General features: G+C 70.5%; 14 protein-coding genes. 6 read left to right on the forward strand and 8 right to left on the reverse strand.

Features of this window, described 5'->3' with window-relative positions:
* Positions 1–238 precede the first annotated feature (238 nt).
* Entirely contained in the window at positions 239–1,186 is a 948-nt protein-coding gene (locus CHC09_RS42575; protein ID WP_089298962.1) for a GlxA family transcriptional regulator, read from the reverse strand.
* A 100-nt stretch (positions 1,187–1,286) separates the two neighbouring features.
* Between CHC09_RS42575 and CHC09_RS42580 the strand changes: the two genes are divergently transcribed.
* A complete protein-coding gene (locus CHC09_RS42580) occupies positions 1,287–2,222 on the forward strand; it encodes an NAD-dependent epimerase/dehydratase family protein (RefSeq protein WP_089298963.1) in 936 nt (311 codons plus the stop codon).
* Positions 2,223–2,290: 68 nt separating this feature from the next.
* On the opposite strand, the gene CHC09_RS42585 is transcribed toward CHC09_RS42580, so the two are convergent.
* Positions 2,291–3,280, reverse strand: a complete 990-nt coding sequence (locus tag CHC09_RS42585; protein WP_239138897.1) for a YhjD/YihY/BrkB family envelope integrity protein — start codon at positions 3,278–3,280, stop codon at positions 2,291–2,293.
* Between the two features lie 202 nt (positions 3,281–3,482).
* Here CHC09_RS42585 and CHC09_RS42590 point away from each other — a divergent pair, with 202 nt between their 5' ends.
* Positions 3,483–3,707 (forward strand): hypothetical protein, encoded by a 225-nt coding sequence (locus CHC09_RS42590; RefSeq protein ID WP_089298964.1) that lies wholly within the window; start codon positions 3,483–3,485, stop codon positions 3,705–3,707.
* Between the two features lie 595 nt (positions 3,708–4,302).
* A complete protein-coding gene (locus CHC09_RS42595; RefSeq protein WP_143232905.1) occupies positions 4,303–4,623 on the forward strand; it encodes a hypothetical protein in 321 nt (106 codons plus the stop codon).
* Between the two features lie 94 nt (positions 4,624–4,717).
* Here the strand turns inward: CHC09_RS42595 and CHC09_RS42600 are convergent, their stop codons facing one another.
* Both CHC09_RS42600 and CHC09_RS42605 read right to left on the reverse strand, forming a co-directional pair.
* Positions 4,718–6,265, reverse strand: a complete 1,548-nt coding sequence (locus CHC09_RS42600; protein ID WP_089298966.1) for a glycerol-3-phosphate dehydrogenase/oxidase — start codon at positions 6,263–6,265, stop codon at positions 4,718–4,720.
* Complete coding sequence (locus CHC09_RS42605) at positions 6,262–6,855, reverse strand: TetR/AcrR family transcriptional regulator (protein ID WP_089298967.1); 594 nt, start codon at positions 6,853–6,855, stop codon at positions 6,262–6,264. The genes CHC09_RS42600 and CHC09_RS42605 overlap by 4 nt, the downstream gene beginning before the upstream one ends.
* 17 nt (positions 6,856–6,872) lie before the next feature.
* Here CHC09_RS42605 and CHC09_RS42610 point away from each other — a divergent pair, with 17 nt between their 5' ends.
* From CHC09_RS42610 to CHC09_RS46990, 3 genes are all read left to right on the forward strand, one after another.
* A complete protein-coding gene (locus CHC09_RS42610) occupies positions 6,873–8,435 on the forward strand; it encodes an FAD-binding oxidoreductase (protein ID WP_089298968.1) in 1,563 nt (520 codons plus the stop codon).
* The gene (locus tag CHC09_RS42615) at positions 8,432–9,319 is read left to right on the forward strand and encodes a diacylglycerol/lipid kinase family protein (protein WP_089298969.1); all 888 of its coding nucleotides are present in this window, start codon (positions 8,432–8,434) and stop codon (positions 9,317–9,319) included. Before CHC09_RS42610 ends, CHC09_RS42615 begins: the two co-directional genes overlap by 4 nt.
* Positions 9,320–10,230: 911 nt before the next feature.
* A complete protein-coding gene (locus CHC09_RS46990; RefSeq protein WP_179277534.1) occupies positions 10,231–10,380 on the forward strand; it encodes a hypothetical protein in 150 nt (49 codons plus the stop codon).
* 484 nt (positions 10,381–10,864) lie between these two features.
* Here the strand turns inward: CHC09_RS46990 and CHC09_RS42620 are convergent, their stop codons facing one another.
* The 4 genes from CHC09_RS42620 to CHC09_RS42635 form a co-directional block, all read right to left on the reverse strand.
* Positions 10,865–12,067 carry a cytochrome P450 gene (locus CHC09_RS42620; RefSeq protein ID WP_089298970.1) on the reverse strand — a complete coding sequence of 401 codons (1,203 nt, stop codon included), beginning with the start codon at positions 12,065–12,067 and terminating at the stop codon, positions 10,865–10,867.
* A 281-nt stretch (positions 12,068–12,348) separates the two neighbouring features.
* Positions 12,349–12,651 carry an STAS domain-containing protein gene (locus CHC09_RS42625; RefSeq protein ID WP_089298971.1) on the reverse strand — a complete coding sequence of 101 codons (303 nt, stop codon included), beginning with the start codon at positions 12,649–12,651 and terminating at the stop codon, positions 12,349–12,351.
* Positions 12,648–16,808, reverse strand: coding sequence for a SpoIIE family protein phosphatase (locus CHC09_RS42630; RefSeq protein WP_089298972.1), 4,161 nt, complete (start codon positions 16,806–16,808; stop codon positions 12,648–12,650). Before CHC09_RS42630 ends, CHC09_RS42625 begins: the two co-directional genes overlap by 4 nt.
* 374 nt (positions 16,809–17,182) lie before the next feature.
* Positions 17,183–17,335: sigma-70 family RNA polymerase sigma factor (locus tag CHC09_RS42635; protein WP_143232906.1), on the reverse strand; the 153-nt coding region annotated here is incomplete at its 5' end.

A 17,335-nucleotide genomic window follows, 5' to 3' on the forward strand; every position in this document is an offset into this window, starting at 1 on the left:
TGGCGACGACGGCGATCAGGAACGCTCCAGGGCGACGACCTTGAGGATGCCGACATCATTGCTCTGGCCGGGTCGGCTGTCGGGGAAGCCACGGGGCTGAGGGCCATGGTCGAGGCGATCGGGGTCTGCGGGGAATCGACGGTCACGCTTTCGGCCGACGCGGTCGTGCAACGCGAAGCAGACGGCGTCGGGTTGCCCGATCCGCTCCTCGCTGACACGGGACGCCAACGCCGTACAGTCAGGACGGTGATTGTGTAAACGACCGGCGGTACGCCGTTGGTGTCAGCCCGACGCGCCGCAGTAGGTGTTGACGCAGTGAGTCAGCGCTGCCGAGGCCGCTGCGGAGGGCGACGAGATCCATCGGCAGGTTGGTGGATTCGAGCAGTTCGCGTGCGCGGTCGACGCGCTGGTGGAGCAGCCACTGCAGCGGGCTCAACCCGGTCTCGGCGCGGAACCGCCGAGTCAGCGTGCGGATGCTCGTCTGGGCGTACCGGGCCAGGTCGGTCAGGGTGAGTGGCTCGTCGAGCCGGTTCAGTGCCCAGGCCCGGGTGTCCGCCAGCGATGTGCCGTGCTCCGGGGGCAGGGCCGTCTCGATGAACTGTGCCTGCCCGCCCGGGCGTACCGGAGCGAACACGGCCAGCCGGGCGACAGCGTTGGCGACCGCGGCGCCGTGGTCGGCGCGGATCATGTGCAGACACAGATCGATGCCGGCAGCCAACCCGGCTGAGGTCAGCACCGGGCCGTCCTCCACGAAAAGTACGTCCTGCTCCAGCCGCACCATCGGATACCGCTGACGGAACTCCGCTGACCGCGCCCAGTACGTGGTCGCCCGGCGGCCGGCGAGCAGCCCGGCCTCGGCGAGAACGAATGCGCCGGTGCAGATCGACGCGATCCGCTTGCCCGCCTCGGCAGCGGTGCGCAGAGCCGCCAGCACCCGCGGGTCGGTGCTGTCGCGAGCGGCGGTCCCGGTCACCATGACGGTGTCGGCGGCCTCGACCGTGTCGAGTCCGTCGGACACCGCCACCGCGAGTCTGCCGCTGCCGGGCAGGACACCAGGCTCGGCCGTGCAGATCCGCACGTCGTACACAGGCCGCCCGTCGACGGCGGCAGCCGTGAAGATCAGTTCCGGAATCGAGAGGTCAAACGTGGTGACGGGCGGGACCGCGATGACCGCGACACGGTGCATGGCCTGATCCTCCGGATGTATGGCACACGGGCCACTACCGTACCGCTGCTCGGCCCGGCACCGTGAAGGCCGATCCCACCGACCAGAGGAGCACGATCGCATGTCCTTCGTCGTCGTCACCGGTGCCGGCGCCACCGCCCGGGCCACCGCCAACCAGTTCGCCGACAGCGGGGAGCGGGTCCGGCAGCTCACCCGCAGCGGCGCCGGCGTGAACCACCCGCTCGTCGAACGGCTTGCCACCGATGTGACCGACGCCGACCGGCTCACCGAGCTGACAAAGGGTGCTCGCGTCCTGGTCAACTGCGCCATCCCGGCGTACGACCGGTGGGCCACGGAGGTGCCGCCGATGGCCACGGCCCTGCTCACCGCCGTCGAACGCACCGGAGCGGGATACGTCATGCTCGGCAACACCTACGGGTACGGCCACGTCGCCGGGCCCATCACCGAGGACCTGCCGATGGCCGCCACGACGGTAAAGGGAACGGTTCGGGCCCGGATGTGGCTCGACGCGCTCGCCGCGGACGAAGCGGGCCGGGCACGGGTCACCGAGGTGCGGGCCGGGGCCTTCCTCGGCGCCGGTGCGATCAGCGGCTACACGCTGTTTGTGCCCGGACCGGTGCTCGCCGGCGAGGTCGCGGGATACCCCGGCGACCTCGACGTGGCGCACAGTTGGGCCTACACCGAGGACGTCGCCCGCACCCTCGTCGCGGCGAGCCGCGACGACCGTGCATGGGGCCGGGCCTGGCACGCTCCGGTCACCTCGACGCTGTCGGTGCGAGCGCTCACCACACGGCTGGCCGAGCTGGCGGGGGTGCCGGAGCCGACGTTGACGCGCATCCACGCCGGCCAGCTGACCGCGATGGCGGCGGAGACTCCGCTGTTCGCCGAGCTCCTGGAGATGCTGTACAGCACCGAGCACCCGCACCTACTCGACGCCACGTACACCGAGGCGATGCTGGGCGTCCACCCCACACCCCTCGACACGGTGCTGCGGGAAACGGTGGACGCCCTGCGCACCGTCGAGGCGGCCGGATGAACGCCTCGCGGTTGCTGCTCCGTGCGGGGATGTCGCGCGCTCCGCGTGAGTGGCTCGTGGTGTGGCCGTCAGGTCCGGGCGGGAGGAGGAGGAGGAGGAGGGTCGCCGATGCGTTCGCCGGGTGAGCCGGGATCGGTGACGGTGGCCGGCTTCGCGGCGTGGTCGTTTCGCGCGGGGGCGGGCTTGAGTGACCCAGCCCGGGCGGACAGGTCGGTGGCGTCGCCGATGCTGCTGGTCGCGGCGAGCGCCGCGGCGAACAGGAGGAGCTGGTTGATGATGTTGAGGGAGAACAGCAGTCCGACCGTTCCGGCGACGGCCTGATACGTCGGGTTGGCTTCGACGTTCTGCACGAGGACGCGGCCGACGGTCTTGAGCAGTTCGAGGCCGAGGGCCACGAGCAGCGCGGGACCGACGACGCGGCGCGGCGGCATGCGCAACCGTGGCAGCCCGGTCAGGACCGCGGTCGCCAGCAAGGTGTTCACCCCGATGCTGACCGCGGAGCCGACCGCTGAGAGCAGCCACTGGCTCTGGGTGGGGCTCGCGATGGTCGGCTCGATCAGAAGATTGGCTGCGGCGACGGTGAGGAACGCCGTGGTGAGAGAAGCGGCCAGCAGCAGGCCGAGCCCGATCAGCGCGAGCAGGTCGATGAGCAGGCGGGGCACGAAGGTGCCTGGGTATTCGGGCAGCCGCCACACCTTGCGGATGCTGGAGCGCATGGCGTCGGTCCAGAACCATCCGGTGACCGGTAGGCCGAGGAAGGCGATGAATCCGATGGTGCCGCGGGCTACGCGCAGTTGCTGCACGTCGAGGCCGGGCAGGTTCGCGGCTAGGTAGTGCTGCAACGATTGTTGTACCGCGGGTTTGTCCAGGGCGAAGCCGAAGGCCGCGAAGCCGAGCAGGGCGAACGCGAACGTCGCGAAGAACGCGTAGTAGGTGATCGCGGCGGCCAGCCGGCCACCGTCGGCTTCGTCGTAGCGCACGACGGCGCGTGCGAGATGGTCGAGCCAGCCGTGGCGGCGCCGGGCAGCCTGCCACGCCGCGGCGGCTCGCCGCATCATGCCACTTGCCATAACGCCGCCCACCGTGGCCAGTGATCACATGAATTCGTCCAGAAACCCTAAGCCAACTGAGGCTCGCTGCGTGCCGAGGTTTCCGAATCCGGGATCGAGCAAGGCCCTGGTCGGTGCCGGCCCACTCACCCTACGCCCATCCGGCATAAGCACGAGCCGTCAGCTGCGCTTCCTGGATAGGTTCGATGACATGGCGACTACAGTGCTGCGCGTCCGCCTTATCGGCGGCGACCGAATGGACATCACCTACGATCGACCGGACCTCTCCAGCGAGGATGAGTTGATCGAACATGTCATCGCGACGCTGTCCGACGATTCGGGAGCACTGCACGGTAAACACGGTGACCGGCTCGTCGTGCTTTACGGCCGAGGAGTCGCCGCTGTCGAGGTCGCTCCCCGCGGCGCTGTTCTGTGACGACGGCCGTGCCTCACCGGGTGGAGATGAGAGCAAGAGTCGACTCGGCACCCTGGTTCAGGTTGGGTCCGTGCGGGGTCAGCCCGTCATAGCCACCGCCGGTTGCCGGGTCCCACATGATGTACCCATGAGGAGACCGGGCCGGGCCTGCTGCACCACCGGTCCAGGCAGGTTCGGGTGCGTGCCTGTCGCCGGATCGGTCACCGCGGTGAAGTGACAGCCTGCTTGACCTCGACCGGAAGCGGTCCGCCCTGGATAGCGGTCAATGGTGCCCGCATGATCGGCGTGATAACCGAACTAAAAGTGCTAGACGCCGTAGACCTTCGTGACGGGCTGACTAACCTGCTGCAGCAGGCCGGGTACGAATAGCTTGACGTCCGGCGACTATTGACTTCTGCCAACGGTGTAGTACTCGGTTTCGCTACCGTTCTTGAAAGCGCACCGGCCATGAAATAGTCTAACAATTATGATTCGGTAATTCGGCCGCCAGGTGGCGCGTCCGCAGGCGGCATCCATGAAGAAAAAAGCGAACTGAAATGGGGCGTTCATGCGTGGGATTTCACGCCGTAGCCCCGACGCCACAAGGGAGATCGCGATGAAGACTCACAGGCATGCACCGGTGATCGCAGGCGTGCTGATGGCTGGTGTCCTCGGCCTCGTGCCGGCCATCAACGCCTCACCGGCCATTGCGGCACACGCGACGACGGGCGCCGATTCCGCCGTCATAAACCCTGTGCCGAATAGCGACGACTACCGCGACGGCTACCGGAAGGGATATCGGGACGGCTGGAAGATAGCCAGGAATGAATGTCACACCTTGTACAGTGCTCGCAACGGGGACACCGAATGGGCACGCGGCTACGACAACGGCTTCAGAGCGGGGTACGCCTCCGGCTTCGAGGAGTACTGCGACTGAACACCCTCACGGGGTCTGCTCCGGACACGCCTTGAACCCCGCCACGGGCGGGGTTCTTGTGCGGTCCCAGAGCATGGGAGGTTCGGACGACTGCTCAGGCGGTGGTCGCCGCCCTGCCTCGCTCGATCATCGCCTCGGCGGCGGCCCGGGCCCGGGCCCGGTCGGCTGGCACAAGACCGATGCGGGTACGCCGGTCGAGCAGGTCGTCCGCGTCGAGCGCTCCCTCCCGAATGACGCCCCAGAGCAGCTCCGCCCCGGTCACCGCGAGACCCTCGGCGACCGGGCGAGCCAGGTCCGGGTCGTGCTCGGCGAGGGCGGCCAGTTCCGCGGCCTCGGTCCCGTACCGAGCGACGAGCCGGGCGGGCGGGCCCAGCCGGGCCAGGTCTTGCGCTGGCGCGGCCCCGACCAGGGGCAGCCGGGCGGTTCGGCACCGGCCCACGGGCAATCCGGCCGCGGTGAGGGCGGCGTCCACGGCATCGCGGGCCATCCGACGGTATGTGGTCAGCTTGCCGCCGACGACGGTGGTCATCCCGTCCGGCGAGACGCGTACCGCGTGTCGCCGGGACAGGTCTGCCGTGCTTCCGGCGGCGCCGGCGAGCAGGGGCCGCAGGCCGGCGAACGAGCCCACCACGTCGGCGTCCGACAACGGTGTGTCGAGCACCGTGGCCATGACGTCGAGCAGGAAGCCCCGCTCGGCGGCGCTCGGCTCGGCGACGTCCGGCACCGGGCCCTCGACCGGCTCGTCGGTCAGCCCGAGATAGCTGTAGCCATCCTGCTGGGGCAGCACGAAGACGAACCGGCTCGTCGTACCGGGAACCGGCACGGTGAGGCCGGCGAGCTGCCGGCCGAGGGCGCCGGGGCGCAGCACGAGGTGCGTGCCGCGGGACGGGCGTAGCCGGACTCCCGGGTCGAGCTGGTCCGCCCACACGCCGGTGGCGTTGATGACCGCGCGGGCCCGCAGTTCGTGGTGCTCGCCGGTGAGCGTGTCGAGCACGGTGGCGCCTCGGCCGTGCAACTGCTCCACGCGGCACCGGGTGATCACCCGGGCTCCGTGCCCGGCGGCGGTACGAGCCAGCGCGACGACCAGCCGTGCGTCGTCGACGAGTTGGCCGTCCCAGCCGAGCAGGCCACCGCGCAGACCGCTGCGCCGCACCGCCGGGACCAGCCGGTGCACCTCTACCGGCGCGATCCGCCGGGACCGGGGCAGGATGCCGGCCGGGGTGCCGGCCGCGGCCCGCAGCACGTCACCGGCGGCGAAGCCTGCGCGGGCCAGCGCCGCCGGTACGGCGGGCGTCAGCGGGGTCAGCGGCAGTACCGAGGGCAGCGGGCTGACCAGGTGCGGGGCGACGCGGCGCAGCAGCACGTCCCGTTCGGCCGCGCTCTCGTACGCCAGGCCGATGTGGCCGCCGGCCAGGTAGCGCAATCCTCCGTGGACGAGTTTGGAGCTCCACCGGGAGGTGCCGAACGCGAGGTCGTGAGCGTCCACGGCGGCCACGGTGAGCCCGCGGGAGGCGGCGTCGAGGGCGACCCCGGCCCCGGTCACCCCCAGGCCCACGACGAGCAGGTCAACGGTCCCACCGGCGGCCAGCTCGGCGAGGTCACGGGCGCGGCGCGCGGCGGTCAGCGCGGTTGCGACGGTCACGGCGCCAGGTACCGGTCGAGGAGCAGGCGCAGCTCGCTGTCGAGGTCGGCGGAGGTGACCTGGTCGGTCATGGTGCCGATGGAGATGACGAAGCCGTGCAGGGTCAGCAGCAGGCCACGGCCGAGCAGCTCGGGCGCACCGGGCCGGACCGAGCCGTCGGCGTGGCCCTCGGCGATCGTGGCGAGGAGCACGGCGAGCATCCGGTCCTGGCTGGTGCCGCGCCGGTCCACCAGGTAGGGCAGCAGCACCTCGGGGTCCAGCTCGACGATGCGGCGGAAGACCGGGTTGTCGCGGAGTCGCCGGGCCCCGCCGGTGAGCCCGTCCACCAGGCGTTCGCGGGTGTGCCGGCCGGTGGCGCTCGCCTGCGCCTGGAGAGCGAGCTCGCCCCACTCCCTGGTCATCAGGTCGGCGACGAGCGTCGCCATGTCGGGCCACCGCCGGTACATGGTCATCCGGGAGACGCCGGCCCGGCGGGCCACGTCGGTCAGTGTGGTGCGGCGCAGCCCCACCGCGAGCACGCAGTCGCGCGCCGCGTCGAGAAGGGCATCTTCATCTGTACGGCTTCCAAGGGTGTGACGATTCAACGTCATGTGTCACAGTGTAACTCATGAATGAATTGCGCGACGTGGCGCGATGGGGAACCCCCGCTGACGCCGTAACCCTGTCCTCCGGCGTACGCGGTCTGCTCAGCGCGGCTCTCGGCATCACCAGCCCCCGTCCCGCGGCCTCGACCGCCGAGCTGCCGGCCGGCACCCTGAGCGAGACGGTTCTGAAGGAGCTGCGCTCGGTGTGCCCCGCGGTGTCCACCGACGACGAGAGCCGACTGGCGCACGCCGCCGGCAAATCCACCGACGACCTGCTGCGACTGCGGGCCGGGCGAGCCGACGACGCGCCGGACGCGGTGGCCCGGCCGGCTACCCAGCAGCAGGTGGCTGACCTGCTGGCCGCCTGCTCCCGGCACCGGGTGGCGGTCGTCCCGTTCGGCGGTGGCACCTCGGTGGTCGGTGGCCTCGCCGCCCGCCGGGAGGGTTTCGCCGGCGTGCTCGCGGTCGACCTCGCCGCACTCGACCGCCTGGTGCACCTCGACCGGGTCTCGCGGACCGCGACCTTCGAGGCCGGCGTGCGCGCACCACGGGCCGAGCAGCTGCTGGCCGCCGAAGGTTTCACGCTCGGGCACTTCCCCCAGTCCTTCGAGTACGCCAGCCTCGGCGGCTTCGCCGCGACCCGGTCCAGCGGTCAGGCGTCCGCCGGGTACGGACGGTTCGACCGGATGGTCGTCGGCCTGCGAGCGGCCACACCGATCGGCTTGCTCGACACCGGCCGGGCCCCGGAGTCGGCCGCCGGCCCCGACCTGCGCCAGCTCCTGCTGGGCTCGGAAGGCGCATTCGGTGTGATCACCGAGCTGACCGTGCGGATACACCCGGCGCCGCAGGCACGCCACTACGCAGGATGGAGCTTCCCGTCGTTCGACGTCGGCGCCCACGCGGTCCGCGCGCTCGCCCAGGACGGTCCGCTGCCCACCGTGCTGCGGCTGTCGGACGAGGCCGAGACGGCGATCAACGCGGCGACCGGCGGCCCGCAGGCCGACGGCTGCCTGGCCGTGGTCGGCGTCGAGGGCACCGCCGAGGATGTCGCCGGCCGCACCGCCGCGCTCGAACAACGGCTGACCGCGCTCGGTGGCACTCCGCTGGGGACCGCGCCCGGCGACGCCTGGCAGGAGGGGCGCTTCCGGGCGCCCTACCTGCGCGACGCCCTGCTCGACGCGGGAGCGATCGCCGAGACGCTGGAGACGGCCACCTTCTGGGACCGGCTGCCGGCGACCTACGCCGCCGTGCGCGGCGCCCTGATGGAGAACCTCTCCGGCGCCGGCACGCCACCGCTGGTGCTGTGCCACATCTCGCACGTGTACGACAGCGGTGCCTCGCTGTACTTCACCGTGGTCGCCGCCCAGACCGAGGAACCGATCGCGCAGTGGCAGGCGGCCAAGGCCGCGGCCAGCGACGCCATCGCCGCTTCGGGGGCGACCATCACCCACCACCACGGCGTCGGCCGCGCGCACCGCCCCTGGTACACCCGCGAGATCGGTGACGTCGGCGTGGCGGCCCTGCGAGGCGTGAAACAGGCGCTCGACCCGCACGGCATCCTCAACCCGGGCATCCTGCTGCCGTGAACCGCGACCAGTTCACCGCCGTGGTCAATCCGGCGGCCGGTGCGGGCACGGCCGCCGGCCACATCACCCGGCTGGCACGCGCGCTGCGGGAGAGCGGTGCCGCGGTGACCGTGTCGTACACCCGCTCGCTCAGCCACGCCACCGAGCTCGGCGCCGCGGCCGCCGCCGCGGGACACACCGTCCTGGCGGTCGGCGGCGACGGTGTCGTGGGCGCGGTCGCCGCCGGGCTGGTCGGCTCCGATGCCGAGCTGGCGGTCGTGCCCGCCGGGCGGGGCAACGACTTCGCCCGCGGCGCCCCGCTGCCCGCCGATCCGGCCGCTGCCGCTCAGGCCCTGCGTACGCTGCCCGGCCGGCCGGTCGACGTGGCGGAGGCGGACGGCCGGGTCGTCGCGGGAAGCGCTTGCATCGGCGTCGATGCGGCCGCCAACGACCTGGCGAACCGGCGCCGGCTACCGCGCCACCCGATCGCGTACCAGCTCGCCGGCTTGGCCGTCATCGCGGGGTGGCGCCCGGTGGAGTACACGCTGACCGTGGACGGGCAGACCACCTCGTTCACCGGGCACACCGTCGTGGTGGCCAACGCGCCGTGGTACGGCGGCGGCCTGCGGGTCGCACCGCACGCCCGGCTCGACGACGGCCTGCTGGACATCGTCACCGTCGGAGCCCTGCCGCGGGTCCGGATGCTACGGGCGCTCGCCGCGCTCCGGCACGGCACCCACCTGGAGCTGCCCGGCATCGAAACCCGCCGAGCCCGGACGGTCACCGTCACGGCGAACCGCCCACTACCGGTGTACGCCGACGGTGAACCACTCGGTAGCGGCCCGGTCACCGTCTCGGTCCGACCGGGGGACTTGAGGCTCATCGGCGTCCCCCAGCCCGCCTGAACCGCTCAGGCAGGGGCTTCGGGTCTTGGCCGACAGCTGTCCTGCCTGGAGCTTGCACCCATCGATCACCCGGCCCACCCCGTCTGCGGCGGTGGCCACCAGCGGTGTCTCCAGGACCCGGCGTACGGGGGTTTCGGGTTCGTGATCCGCAGGCGGCATCCGGTGCGGGTGCCGGCCTGACCCAGGGGCACGAGGACGCAGAGTCTGCCGCAATCCAGGAACGTGACGCCGGCGAGGTCGATCTCGATGCGCGGGGGTGCAGCGCGGACAGGACGTAGAGGAGTCTGACGCGCAGTACGTCAGAGGTCGACAGGCCGATCTCACCGATCGCGGCCATGGTCTGTGGTGGTGCCCCGGGCAGATCCCCGCCCGGGGCACCACCAACCCCCCAACCCCAGAAATGACTCGATGAAGCGCGGACCGGCATACCGGCCGCCGGATGACGTTTCAGCTCCCGACCGAAGAACCGCACCAACGACCTGGCTCGGGTCCGCCGACGAACCGCAGCAGGGTCAGCAAGGCGTCGGGGTGCCACCGACCGGCGCCAGGCGCGTGAATGTCCGCAGTGGACACTGTCGTCCCGGCGCGCGGACATGGTTGCCGCCGGCCCGGCTCACCGGTTGGTGGCGGGGCGGCCGCCATGCGCCGCACCGTGGAGGTGGGCGCGGTCATGGTGACACCGGGTTGCCGCCAGGCGAGCAGGCGACGATCAACGAAGGCGGGATCCCGGTCATGGTTCACTCCTCGGGTGGCGGTGAGTCCGTAGCATCTACAGGACTGCGCCACCGGGGACCGGGGTGACAGGATTACCCTACGCCCTACCGCCCCGCATCACATCAAAGTCACCATCATCAATTAATTTGTTTTCTCGAACCTGCATGCAGCCGAAACGCCCGGGATCCGCGGTTCAGATGATCGCGGCCGCGTTCGTTCCGGCATTGCCGATCGAGGCCTACCTGGTCGCAGCGATCACTTCCACCGGCGCCGATGCGGCGACACTCGGCAGGAGTGCGGCCGAGCGCGTGTTTCGCGCCGCGCCCCTTGTCCCGGAACCAGCTTGACGATCCACCCGATCGCCGGCGCCCACGCAGGACTCGGTGACCTTGAACGGCCGGTCCGCACTGACGACGCACGGGCGGCACCGGCGAAACGCCGATGCCGCCCGACCAGCACTTCGGTTGTGTCGCGCCCGGTCCTCCGATGGCCGGACCGGGTTTCGGCACTCATTCCGGTCGACAGCGGGAGATTCGCCCCGCTCGGTGCCGGCCTCGGCGCTCTGCGCGGCGATGGGGCGCCCTGGCTTCCTGCGCCGCTACTACCCCCGCCGGACATCCCGGCCGCGCGGCAGGTCTGGGCAGCCGCGGTAGCTACAACGCGCCGCCGGCGAGCGCCGTGCTCGTCAGCAGGCTGTGGGGCAACTGCCCCACAGCGGCGCACGACCTGCGCGCCGCCGCTCACCTACGACGCCGTCGCGACCTGGCCGCGAGGATTCGCGTCGACGCCGGCTTCCTCTCTCATCGATCAATCGCTATCACCCGGGAGAGGTCAGCGACGCTCGAACCGCAGTGGCAGGCTCTCGGGCCCGTAGAGCGCGGTGGGTGGCCGCCACGGCACGTGCCCGGTGATCGACGGTGGTCCCAGCCGGCTCGTGAGCACGATGAGTGACTCGGCGATCTCGGCGCGGGCGGTGGCGGCCCCGACGCAGAAGTGCGGGCCACCGCCGAAGGTCAGGTGCGGCGTCTCGCGCGGGAGCGTGATGTCGAAACGGTCGCCGTTACTGAGGACGCGAGGGTCGCGGCTGGCCGCCTGCGTGCCGAGCATCACGAAGGTTCCCGTGGGGATGTGGACGCCCTGCAGGTCGAAGTCCTCGACCGCGAATCGGAAGTTGGTCGGCACCGAGGGAGCCCAGCGCATGACCTCCTCCACCGCCTGCGGCACGAGTTCCGGATGCGCGCCGAGCAGCCGCCACTGTTCGGGGTGCGCGGCGAACGTCGTGAGTGCCAGGCCGAGTTGGTTGCGCGTGGTGTCGTGCCCGGCGAACACGAGGGTCACCGCGAGGTTGCGCAGATCCTCCGTACTCAGGCGGTTCCCGCTCTCCTCGGCGGCGATCAGCGCCGACAGCAGGTCCTCGCGCGGATCGACGCGGCGCTGCTCGATCAGCGAGTCAACGTACGTGTGCAGGCCGATGACGGCTTCCTCCACCCGGGCACGCACTTGTGGCAGGTGGAAGCTGAACACCAGCCCGACATCAGTCGACCAGCGCCGGAACAGGTCATAGTCCGCGACCGGGACGCCGAGCAGCGCGGACATGACTCGTACTGGCATCGGGTCGGCGAAGTCCGCCATGAACTCGCACTCGTCGCGATCCGCGAGCGTTTCGGTCAGTTCGGTCGCGACGTTGCGCATGAAGGGCCGCAGTCCTTCGATCATGCGTGGTGCGAATGCCTTGCTGACCAGCCGCCGCAGCTGCAGGTGGTCCGATCCGCGCCGGTGCAGGATCATCGGTACGAACCAGTCGAACAGCGGTCCGTTCGAGATGCCCATCAGCTCGAGGTAGCGTTCGCCGTTCTGGGCCAGCCGTGGGTCGCGGAGCAATTGATGCATCTCGGCGTACCGCAGCACTATGAGGCCCATGGGGGTCGCCGCGCACCAGTTCGCTTCGCGGGCGGCGGCGACCGCCGGAGAATCGAACCGGAAATCCGGGGCGGTGATGTCGAGGAACGGCAGGTCCACGGTCGGAGTCGGCATCCATACTCCTGACGAAGTTGATCGAAATATATCGATTTATACTCCGCCACGCTAACCGCTGAGGAGTCTCAGCAACACCCACAGTGACTTATGTCGCCCCGCCCGGGTCGACCGGCCACCATGCCGGCCGCCCCGTCACGCCTGGCTCGGCACGGCGCGATCCGGTGTCAGCGGCGCGGGCGGTCTCCGGTGGGAACGGCCGGCTCGGCGAGCTCACCCAGGTGTATCAGGGGCTGCGCCAGGTAGTAGCGGTGGCCGACGAGTGCGGTGACAACCGACGCTCACTGGCTGTGGATCGTGACAAGGTCGGCGAGGCCGGAAACGGTCAGCAACGGTTCGAGCAGCGGGCTGGAGAGCAGTTCGATGTGCTCCGCGTGTTCGAACAGGGCGGCCAGTCCGGCGCTGTCGAGGTATTCGACGGCGGTGAGGTCAACGACGAGTGGCTTCTTCTCGGACCGGTGGACGGCGTCGGCGAGCACGGTGGCGAACGTTTCGGCGTTGCTCATGTCGATTTCGCCGACCGCTGTCAGGCTGGGCGCGCCGTCGGGGCGGTGTCCGGCGGTGAGGGTGAGCGTGCTGGTCACGGGACGATCCTTGCCTGCATGTCGATGACGGTTCCGGCGGTGCCGGTGGTGACGGTGACGTGGTTCATGAAGGCTTTCATCAAGGCCAGCCCGTGCCCGCGGTGTGAGTTCGCGGGCGACTGGGCCGGCTTCCATCGGCCGTTGTCGACGACGGTCAGGCGTAGATCGTCGGCGGTGGCGGCGGCGTGCAGCCGGATGCGGCCGGGATTGTCGCGGTGGCCGTGTTCGATCGCGTTGGAGCAGGCCTCGCCTGCGGCGATGAGCACTTTCTGCGCGGTGGCGGGGTCGACACCGACGCGGTTGAGCCAGCCGCGCAGGGCGGTGCGGACGGGGGCGAGCCGGGTCGCCTCGGCCGGGAACTCGAGCTCCAGCGGCCCGGGCTGGCGGTAGAGCAGCAGGGCTACGTCGTCGTCGTACCCGCCGGCCGGCGCGAGCTTGGCCATCACGTCGGTGGCGAGTTGTTCGATGGGTGTGCCTCGTCCGTCGTGGATGGCGGCGGTCGCCCGTTCGATGCCGGTCGTCAGCGGTTGCCGGCGGCGTTCGATGAGCCCGTCGGTGTAGAGCAGCAGCGTGGCCCGGCCGGGCATGGTGTGTTCGGCTTCGGGTCGCGACAGGCTGGGACGTACGCCGATCGGGTGTGACCGTCCTTGGTCGAGCAGGTGGGTCGTGCCGTCGGTGTCGGCGATGATGGCCGGTGGATGCCCGGCGCTGGAGTAACGCAGATGCCCGGTCTCAGGATCGAGGACACCGCAGAAGACGGTGGCGCACGTGGCTCCCGGCAGCAGCGCGGCGAAGCGGTCGAGCGCCCGGAGGGTGATGGCGGGGCTGGCGTCCTGAAGGAGCAGGGCGCGGCAGGCGCTGCGCAACTGGCCCATGACCGTGGCGGCTCGCAGGCCGTGGCCGACACAGTCGCCGACGACGATGCCGATCCGGCCGTCGGGCAGTTCGATGGTGTCGTACCAGTCACCGCCGACTTTCAGCGGGCGGGTCGCCGGTTCGTAGCGTACGGCGAAGCCGCTGGGAAGTTGGGCGGGGCCAAGGATGGCACGTTGCAGGGCGAGGGCGGTCTCACGCTGCTGGTCGATCTGCGCGATGCGGCGCAGACCTTGGCCGATGTGCCCGGCGAGCAACGCGAGCAGCGTCTCGTCCTGCTCGGTGAACGGCCGGGCCGGACCGAGGCCGATCCAGAGGGCCATGGTTCCGTGCGGATGCTCGAGGGTGATGCCGGCGCCGGAGGATCGTTCGGTGACCGGGGTGAGCAGCGGTTTGTCGCGCAGCCCGAGCAATGCCTGCCGGCGCCGCTCGGACAGGTTCTCCCAGCGCAGGGCCGGATCGGTGGCGGTCACGGTGGGGTCGGTGGAGGTGTCGAAGACGCTCGCGACCACGTCCGACGCCTGCCAGAGATCGCGTAGTTCGGCGAGTACACCGCTGAGCGCGTCGGTGAGGTTCTCCGACCGGGACAGTCGCAGGCCGAGGGCGGCGAGCGCGCTTTCGCGCTGGACGGTGTAGTGCTCGGCGGTGACGTCCCGGAACGTGCCGACGATGACGCGTCGTCCGGAGTCGGGGTCCTGGACCTGGTTGAAGGCGGCACTGGCCCACAAGCGGTGCCCGTCGCGGTGGGTCACCGGGATGGTGTAACTGCCGTGGGTGTGTCCCGTGAGCAGAGCGAAGGCATCGGCTACCTGCTGGTGGGCGTCGCTGTCGGTGACGGCGTCGGGCCACCAGGGGTGGATCGGAGCGTACGGAAGATCCTCCGGACCGAAACCGAGGATGTCGGTGAACGCCGTGTTGATCTCGATGACCGCGCCGTCCTCGTCGCAGACGAAGAACGCCTCCTGCAGGGAGTCGATCAGCGCGGTGCGCCAGCGGGCGTGCCCGGTGCGCAGCCGGGACAGCTCGACGTTCGCCCGGACCCGGGCCAGCAGTTCCGCGGCCGAGAACGGTTTGAACAGGTAGTCGTCCGCGCCGGCCTCGAGGCCCTCGATGGCGGCCTCCTGTCCGGCGCGCGCCGACAGCAGCAGGACCGGGGTGCCGGCCGTGCGCGGGTCGCCCCGCAGCGCCGCCACCAGTTGCAGACCGTCCATCACCGGCATCATCACGTCGCTGATGATCAGTTCCGGGTTGCCGGTGCGCGCCGCCTCCAGCGCCGCCTGCCCGTCACCGACCACCGCGACCCGGTGCCCGGCGGAGCCCAGCAGCCGGGCGAGGTAGTCGCGCATGTCCGCGTTGTCGTCGGCGACCAGCACAGAGGCGGTGACATTCGGTGCCCGCTGATCGCTTTCGGCCGCGGGCGCCTGCGGCGATTGCTCCCGTACGTCCTCGTCGCCGGCCTGGGCCGGCAGCCACCGAAGGGCTTCCTGGACGAACGGGTCGGCTGAAGCGGGTGGGGCACTGTTGACGTTCGCCGGGGCCGGCGTGTCCTTCGGCAGGTGTGCGGTGCCGAACGGCAATCGGACGGTGAAGGTCGTGCCCTTGCCGACGGCGCTGTCGGCGACGATGGTGCCGCGATGCAGGCCGACGAGTTCCTGCACCAGGGCCAGCCCGATGCCGCTGCCCTCGTTGGAACGCGACCGCACGTTCTCGATGCGATGAAACCGCTCGAACAGCCGCGGCATCTCGTGCTCGGCCACGCCGACCCCGGTGTCCGCGACCGTGATGACGGCGTACCGGTCCTCGGCGCTCACGCTGACCCGGATGCCGCCGTCGAAGGTGAACTTCAGGGCGTTGCTGAGCAGGTTGAGGACGACCTTCTCCCACATGCCCCGGTCCAGGTACACCGGCTCGGGCAGTGGCCGGACGTCCACCTCGAAGGTGAGCCCGGCTCGGCTGATCGCCGAACGGAACACGCTGGCCAGGTCGGTGGTGGCGGCGGACAGGTCCACCGGCTCGTAGTGGGCCTGCATCCGGCCGGCTTCGATGCGGGAGAAGTCGAGCAGGGTGTTGACCAATTTGCCCAGGCGCAATCCGTTGCGGTGGATGATCTCCAGCTCGTCACGGATCTGCGGGTCGGCGTCGGCCAGCCGGCCACGCAACTCGTCGACCGGGCCCATGATCAAGGTAAGCGGGGTCCGGAACTCGTGGCTGATGTTGGAGAAGAAGGCGGTCTTCGCGCGGTCCAGCTCGGCCAGGTCCTCCGCCCGCCGCTGCTGAGCCTGGTAGCTACGCGCGCTGGCGATCCCGGTCGCGACATGCCCAGCGGTCAACTCGATGAACCCGCGATAGCTGTCGTCCAGGGGCCGGTACCTGTTCAGCGCCGCGACCAGGAAGCCGTAAGGTGCGCTGCCCTGCTGTACCAGTGGCATCACGAGCGCTTGGGTGGGTGGATGCGGCCAGTCACCGGCCGGGATGCCGTCGAAGGGCGTGCCGGTGAGGTCCACCAGCGGCGACTCTCCTCGAGCAAGGGCTTCCACCGGCCATGCCGGACACGGGTCACCCACGGTCAGGGAATCCGGGACCGCGGGGTGACCGGCGGGGATTCCGGTGGCGGCGGCCAACCGGGCGTTGCCGTTGTCGTCGAACAGGTAGGTGGCGGTGAACGGCAGGTCCCGCAGGTTGTTACCGAGCTGCTGGCTGGTGAAGGCGAGCATCTCCTGCTCGGTGCGTACGACGCTGGGGTCCGAACCGAGGTCGCGCAGTGTGGCCATCCGCCGTTCGCCGATCACCCGCTCGGTGTCTTCGCTGACCACGCAGAGCATGCCGACCAGCGAGCCGTCGTCGTCGCGTACCGGGCTGTAGGAGAAGGTGTGGTAGCTCTCCTCGGGATACCCGGACCGCTCCAGGAACAGCAGCAGCCCCTCGTCCCAGGTGGCCTCGCCGGTGCTGAGCACGGTCGCGATCCGGGGGCCGATGTCGTCCCAGATCTCGGCCCACACCTCGCTCGCCGGCCGGCCCAGCGCCCACGGGTACTTGCCGCCGAGCGTGTCGCGCCGGTACGCGGCGTTGCAGAAGAACGTCAGCTGCGGCCCCCACGCCATCCACATCGGGAACCGTGACGACAGCAGAATGCTCACCGTGGTACGCAGGCTTTGCGGCCAGCCCTCCGGCGGGCCGAGCGGCGTCGCCGCCCAGTCCACGGTGGCCAGATCCCGGCCGACCTCACCGCCGGCGGCGAACACGTCGGCTCCCGGCGATGCCCGCTGCTGCTCCGAACTGCTCATCGCTGTGTCTCCTCCCTCGCCACCGCCCGGCCACGGAGCGAAAACCGGTACCCCGGGGCCCACCAGAGCGGCGAGGGACACGTCAGCGGCTTGTTCGCACCTGAAACCTGGACACGGTACTCGGTACCGCACCGCGAGGGCCGGGGGATCCGGACTACGCTTCGATGACACTCAACGCCGCGGCTGGCCGAACTCAGTCCGGCACCGGCAGGCCCGACCCTTCTGCTCGTTGTCGGCGACGATGCTCGACTACGGGTTGCGGCATCGGCCGGGTCGTGCCCGGCCGCGCCGGATCACCGACGTCCACCGCTCGGACAAGAAGTGATTCGCCGGGTCCTCAATGATCGAGCGGTTCCGCGTCACGTCCGGGTGGATCAGAGGGCGTCGGCCGGGAGGGTTTTGCGCATCTTGGCGAGGGCTTTGGTGAGTAGGCGGGAGACGTGCATCTGGGAGATGCCGATTTGTTCGGCGATCTGTGTCTGGGTCTGGTTGCCGTAGAAGCGCAGGATGATGATTTTGCGTTCGCG

Source organism: Actinoplanes regularis, from assembly GCF_900188005.1.
GTDB lineage: Bacteria > Actinomycetota > Actinomycetes > Mycobacteriales > Micromonosporaceae > Actinoplanes > Actinoplanes regularis.

What these genes read in the sequence shown, in the direction of transcription:
- CHC09_RS42630 (WP_089298972.1), bottom strand. Translation starts at nt 16,808, where the DNA reads ATGAGCAGTTCGGAGCAGCAGCGGGCATCGCCGGGAGCCGACGTGTTC.
- CHC09_RS42590 (WP_089298964.1), top strand. Translation starts at nt 3,483, where the DNA reads ATGGCGACTACAGTGCTGCGCGTCCGCCTTATCGGCGGCGACCGAATG.
- CHC09_RS46990 (WP_179277534.1), top strand. Translation starts at nt 10,231, where the DNA reads ATGATCGCGGCCGCGTTCGTTCCGGCATTGCCGATCGAGGCCTACCTG.
- CHC09_RS42585 (WP_239138897.1), bottom strand. Translation starts at nt 3,280, where the DNA reads ATGATGCGGCGAGCCGCCGCGGCGTGGCAGGCTGCCCGGCGCCGCCAC.
- CHC09_RS42620 (WP_089298970.1), bottom strand. Translation starts at nt 12,067, where the DNA reads ATGCCGACTCCGACCGTGGACCTGCCGTTCCTCGACATCACCGCCCCG.
- CHC09_RS42575 (WP_089298962.1), bottom strand. Translation starts at nt 1,186, where the DNA reads ATGCACCGTGTCGCGGTCATCGCGGTCCCGCCCGTCACCACGTTTGAC.
- CHC09_RS42595 (WP_143232905.1), top strand. Translation starts at nt 4,303, where the DNA reads ATGAAGACTCACAGGCATGCACCGGTGATCGCAGGCGTGCTGATGGCT.
- CHC09_RS42605 (WP_089298967.1), bottom strand. Translation starts at nt 6,855, where the DNA reads ATGACGTTGAATCGTCACACCCTTGGAAGCCGTACAGATGAAGATGCC.
- CHC09_RS42610 (WP_089298968.1), top strand. Translation starts at nt 6,873, where the DNA reads ATGAATGAATTGCGCGACGTGGCGCGATGGGGAACCCCCGCTGACGCC.
- CHC09_RS42580 (WP_089298963.1), top strand. Translation starts at nt 1,287, where the DNA reads ATGTCCTTCGTCGTCGTCACCGGTGCCGGCGCCACCGCCCGGGCCACC.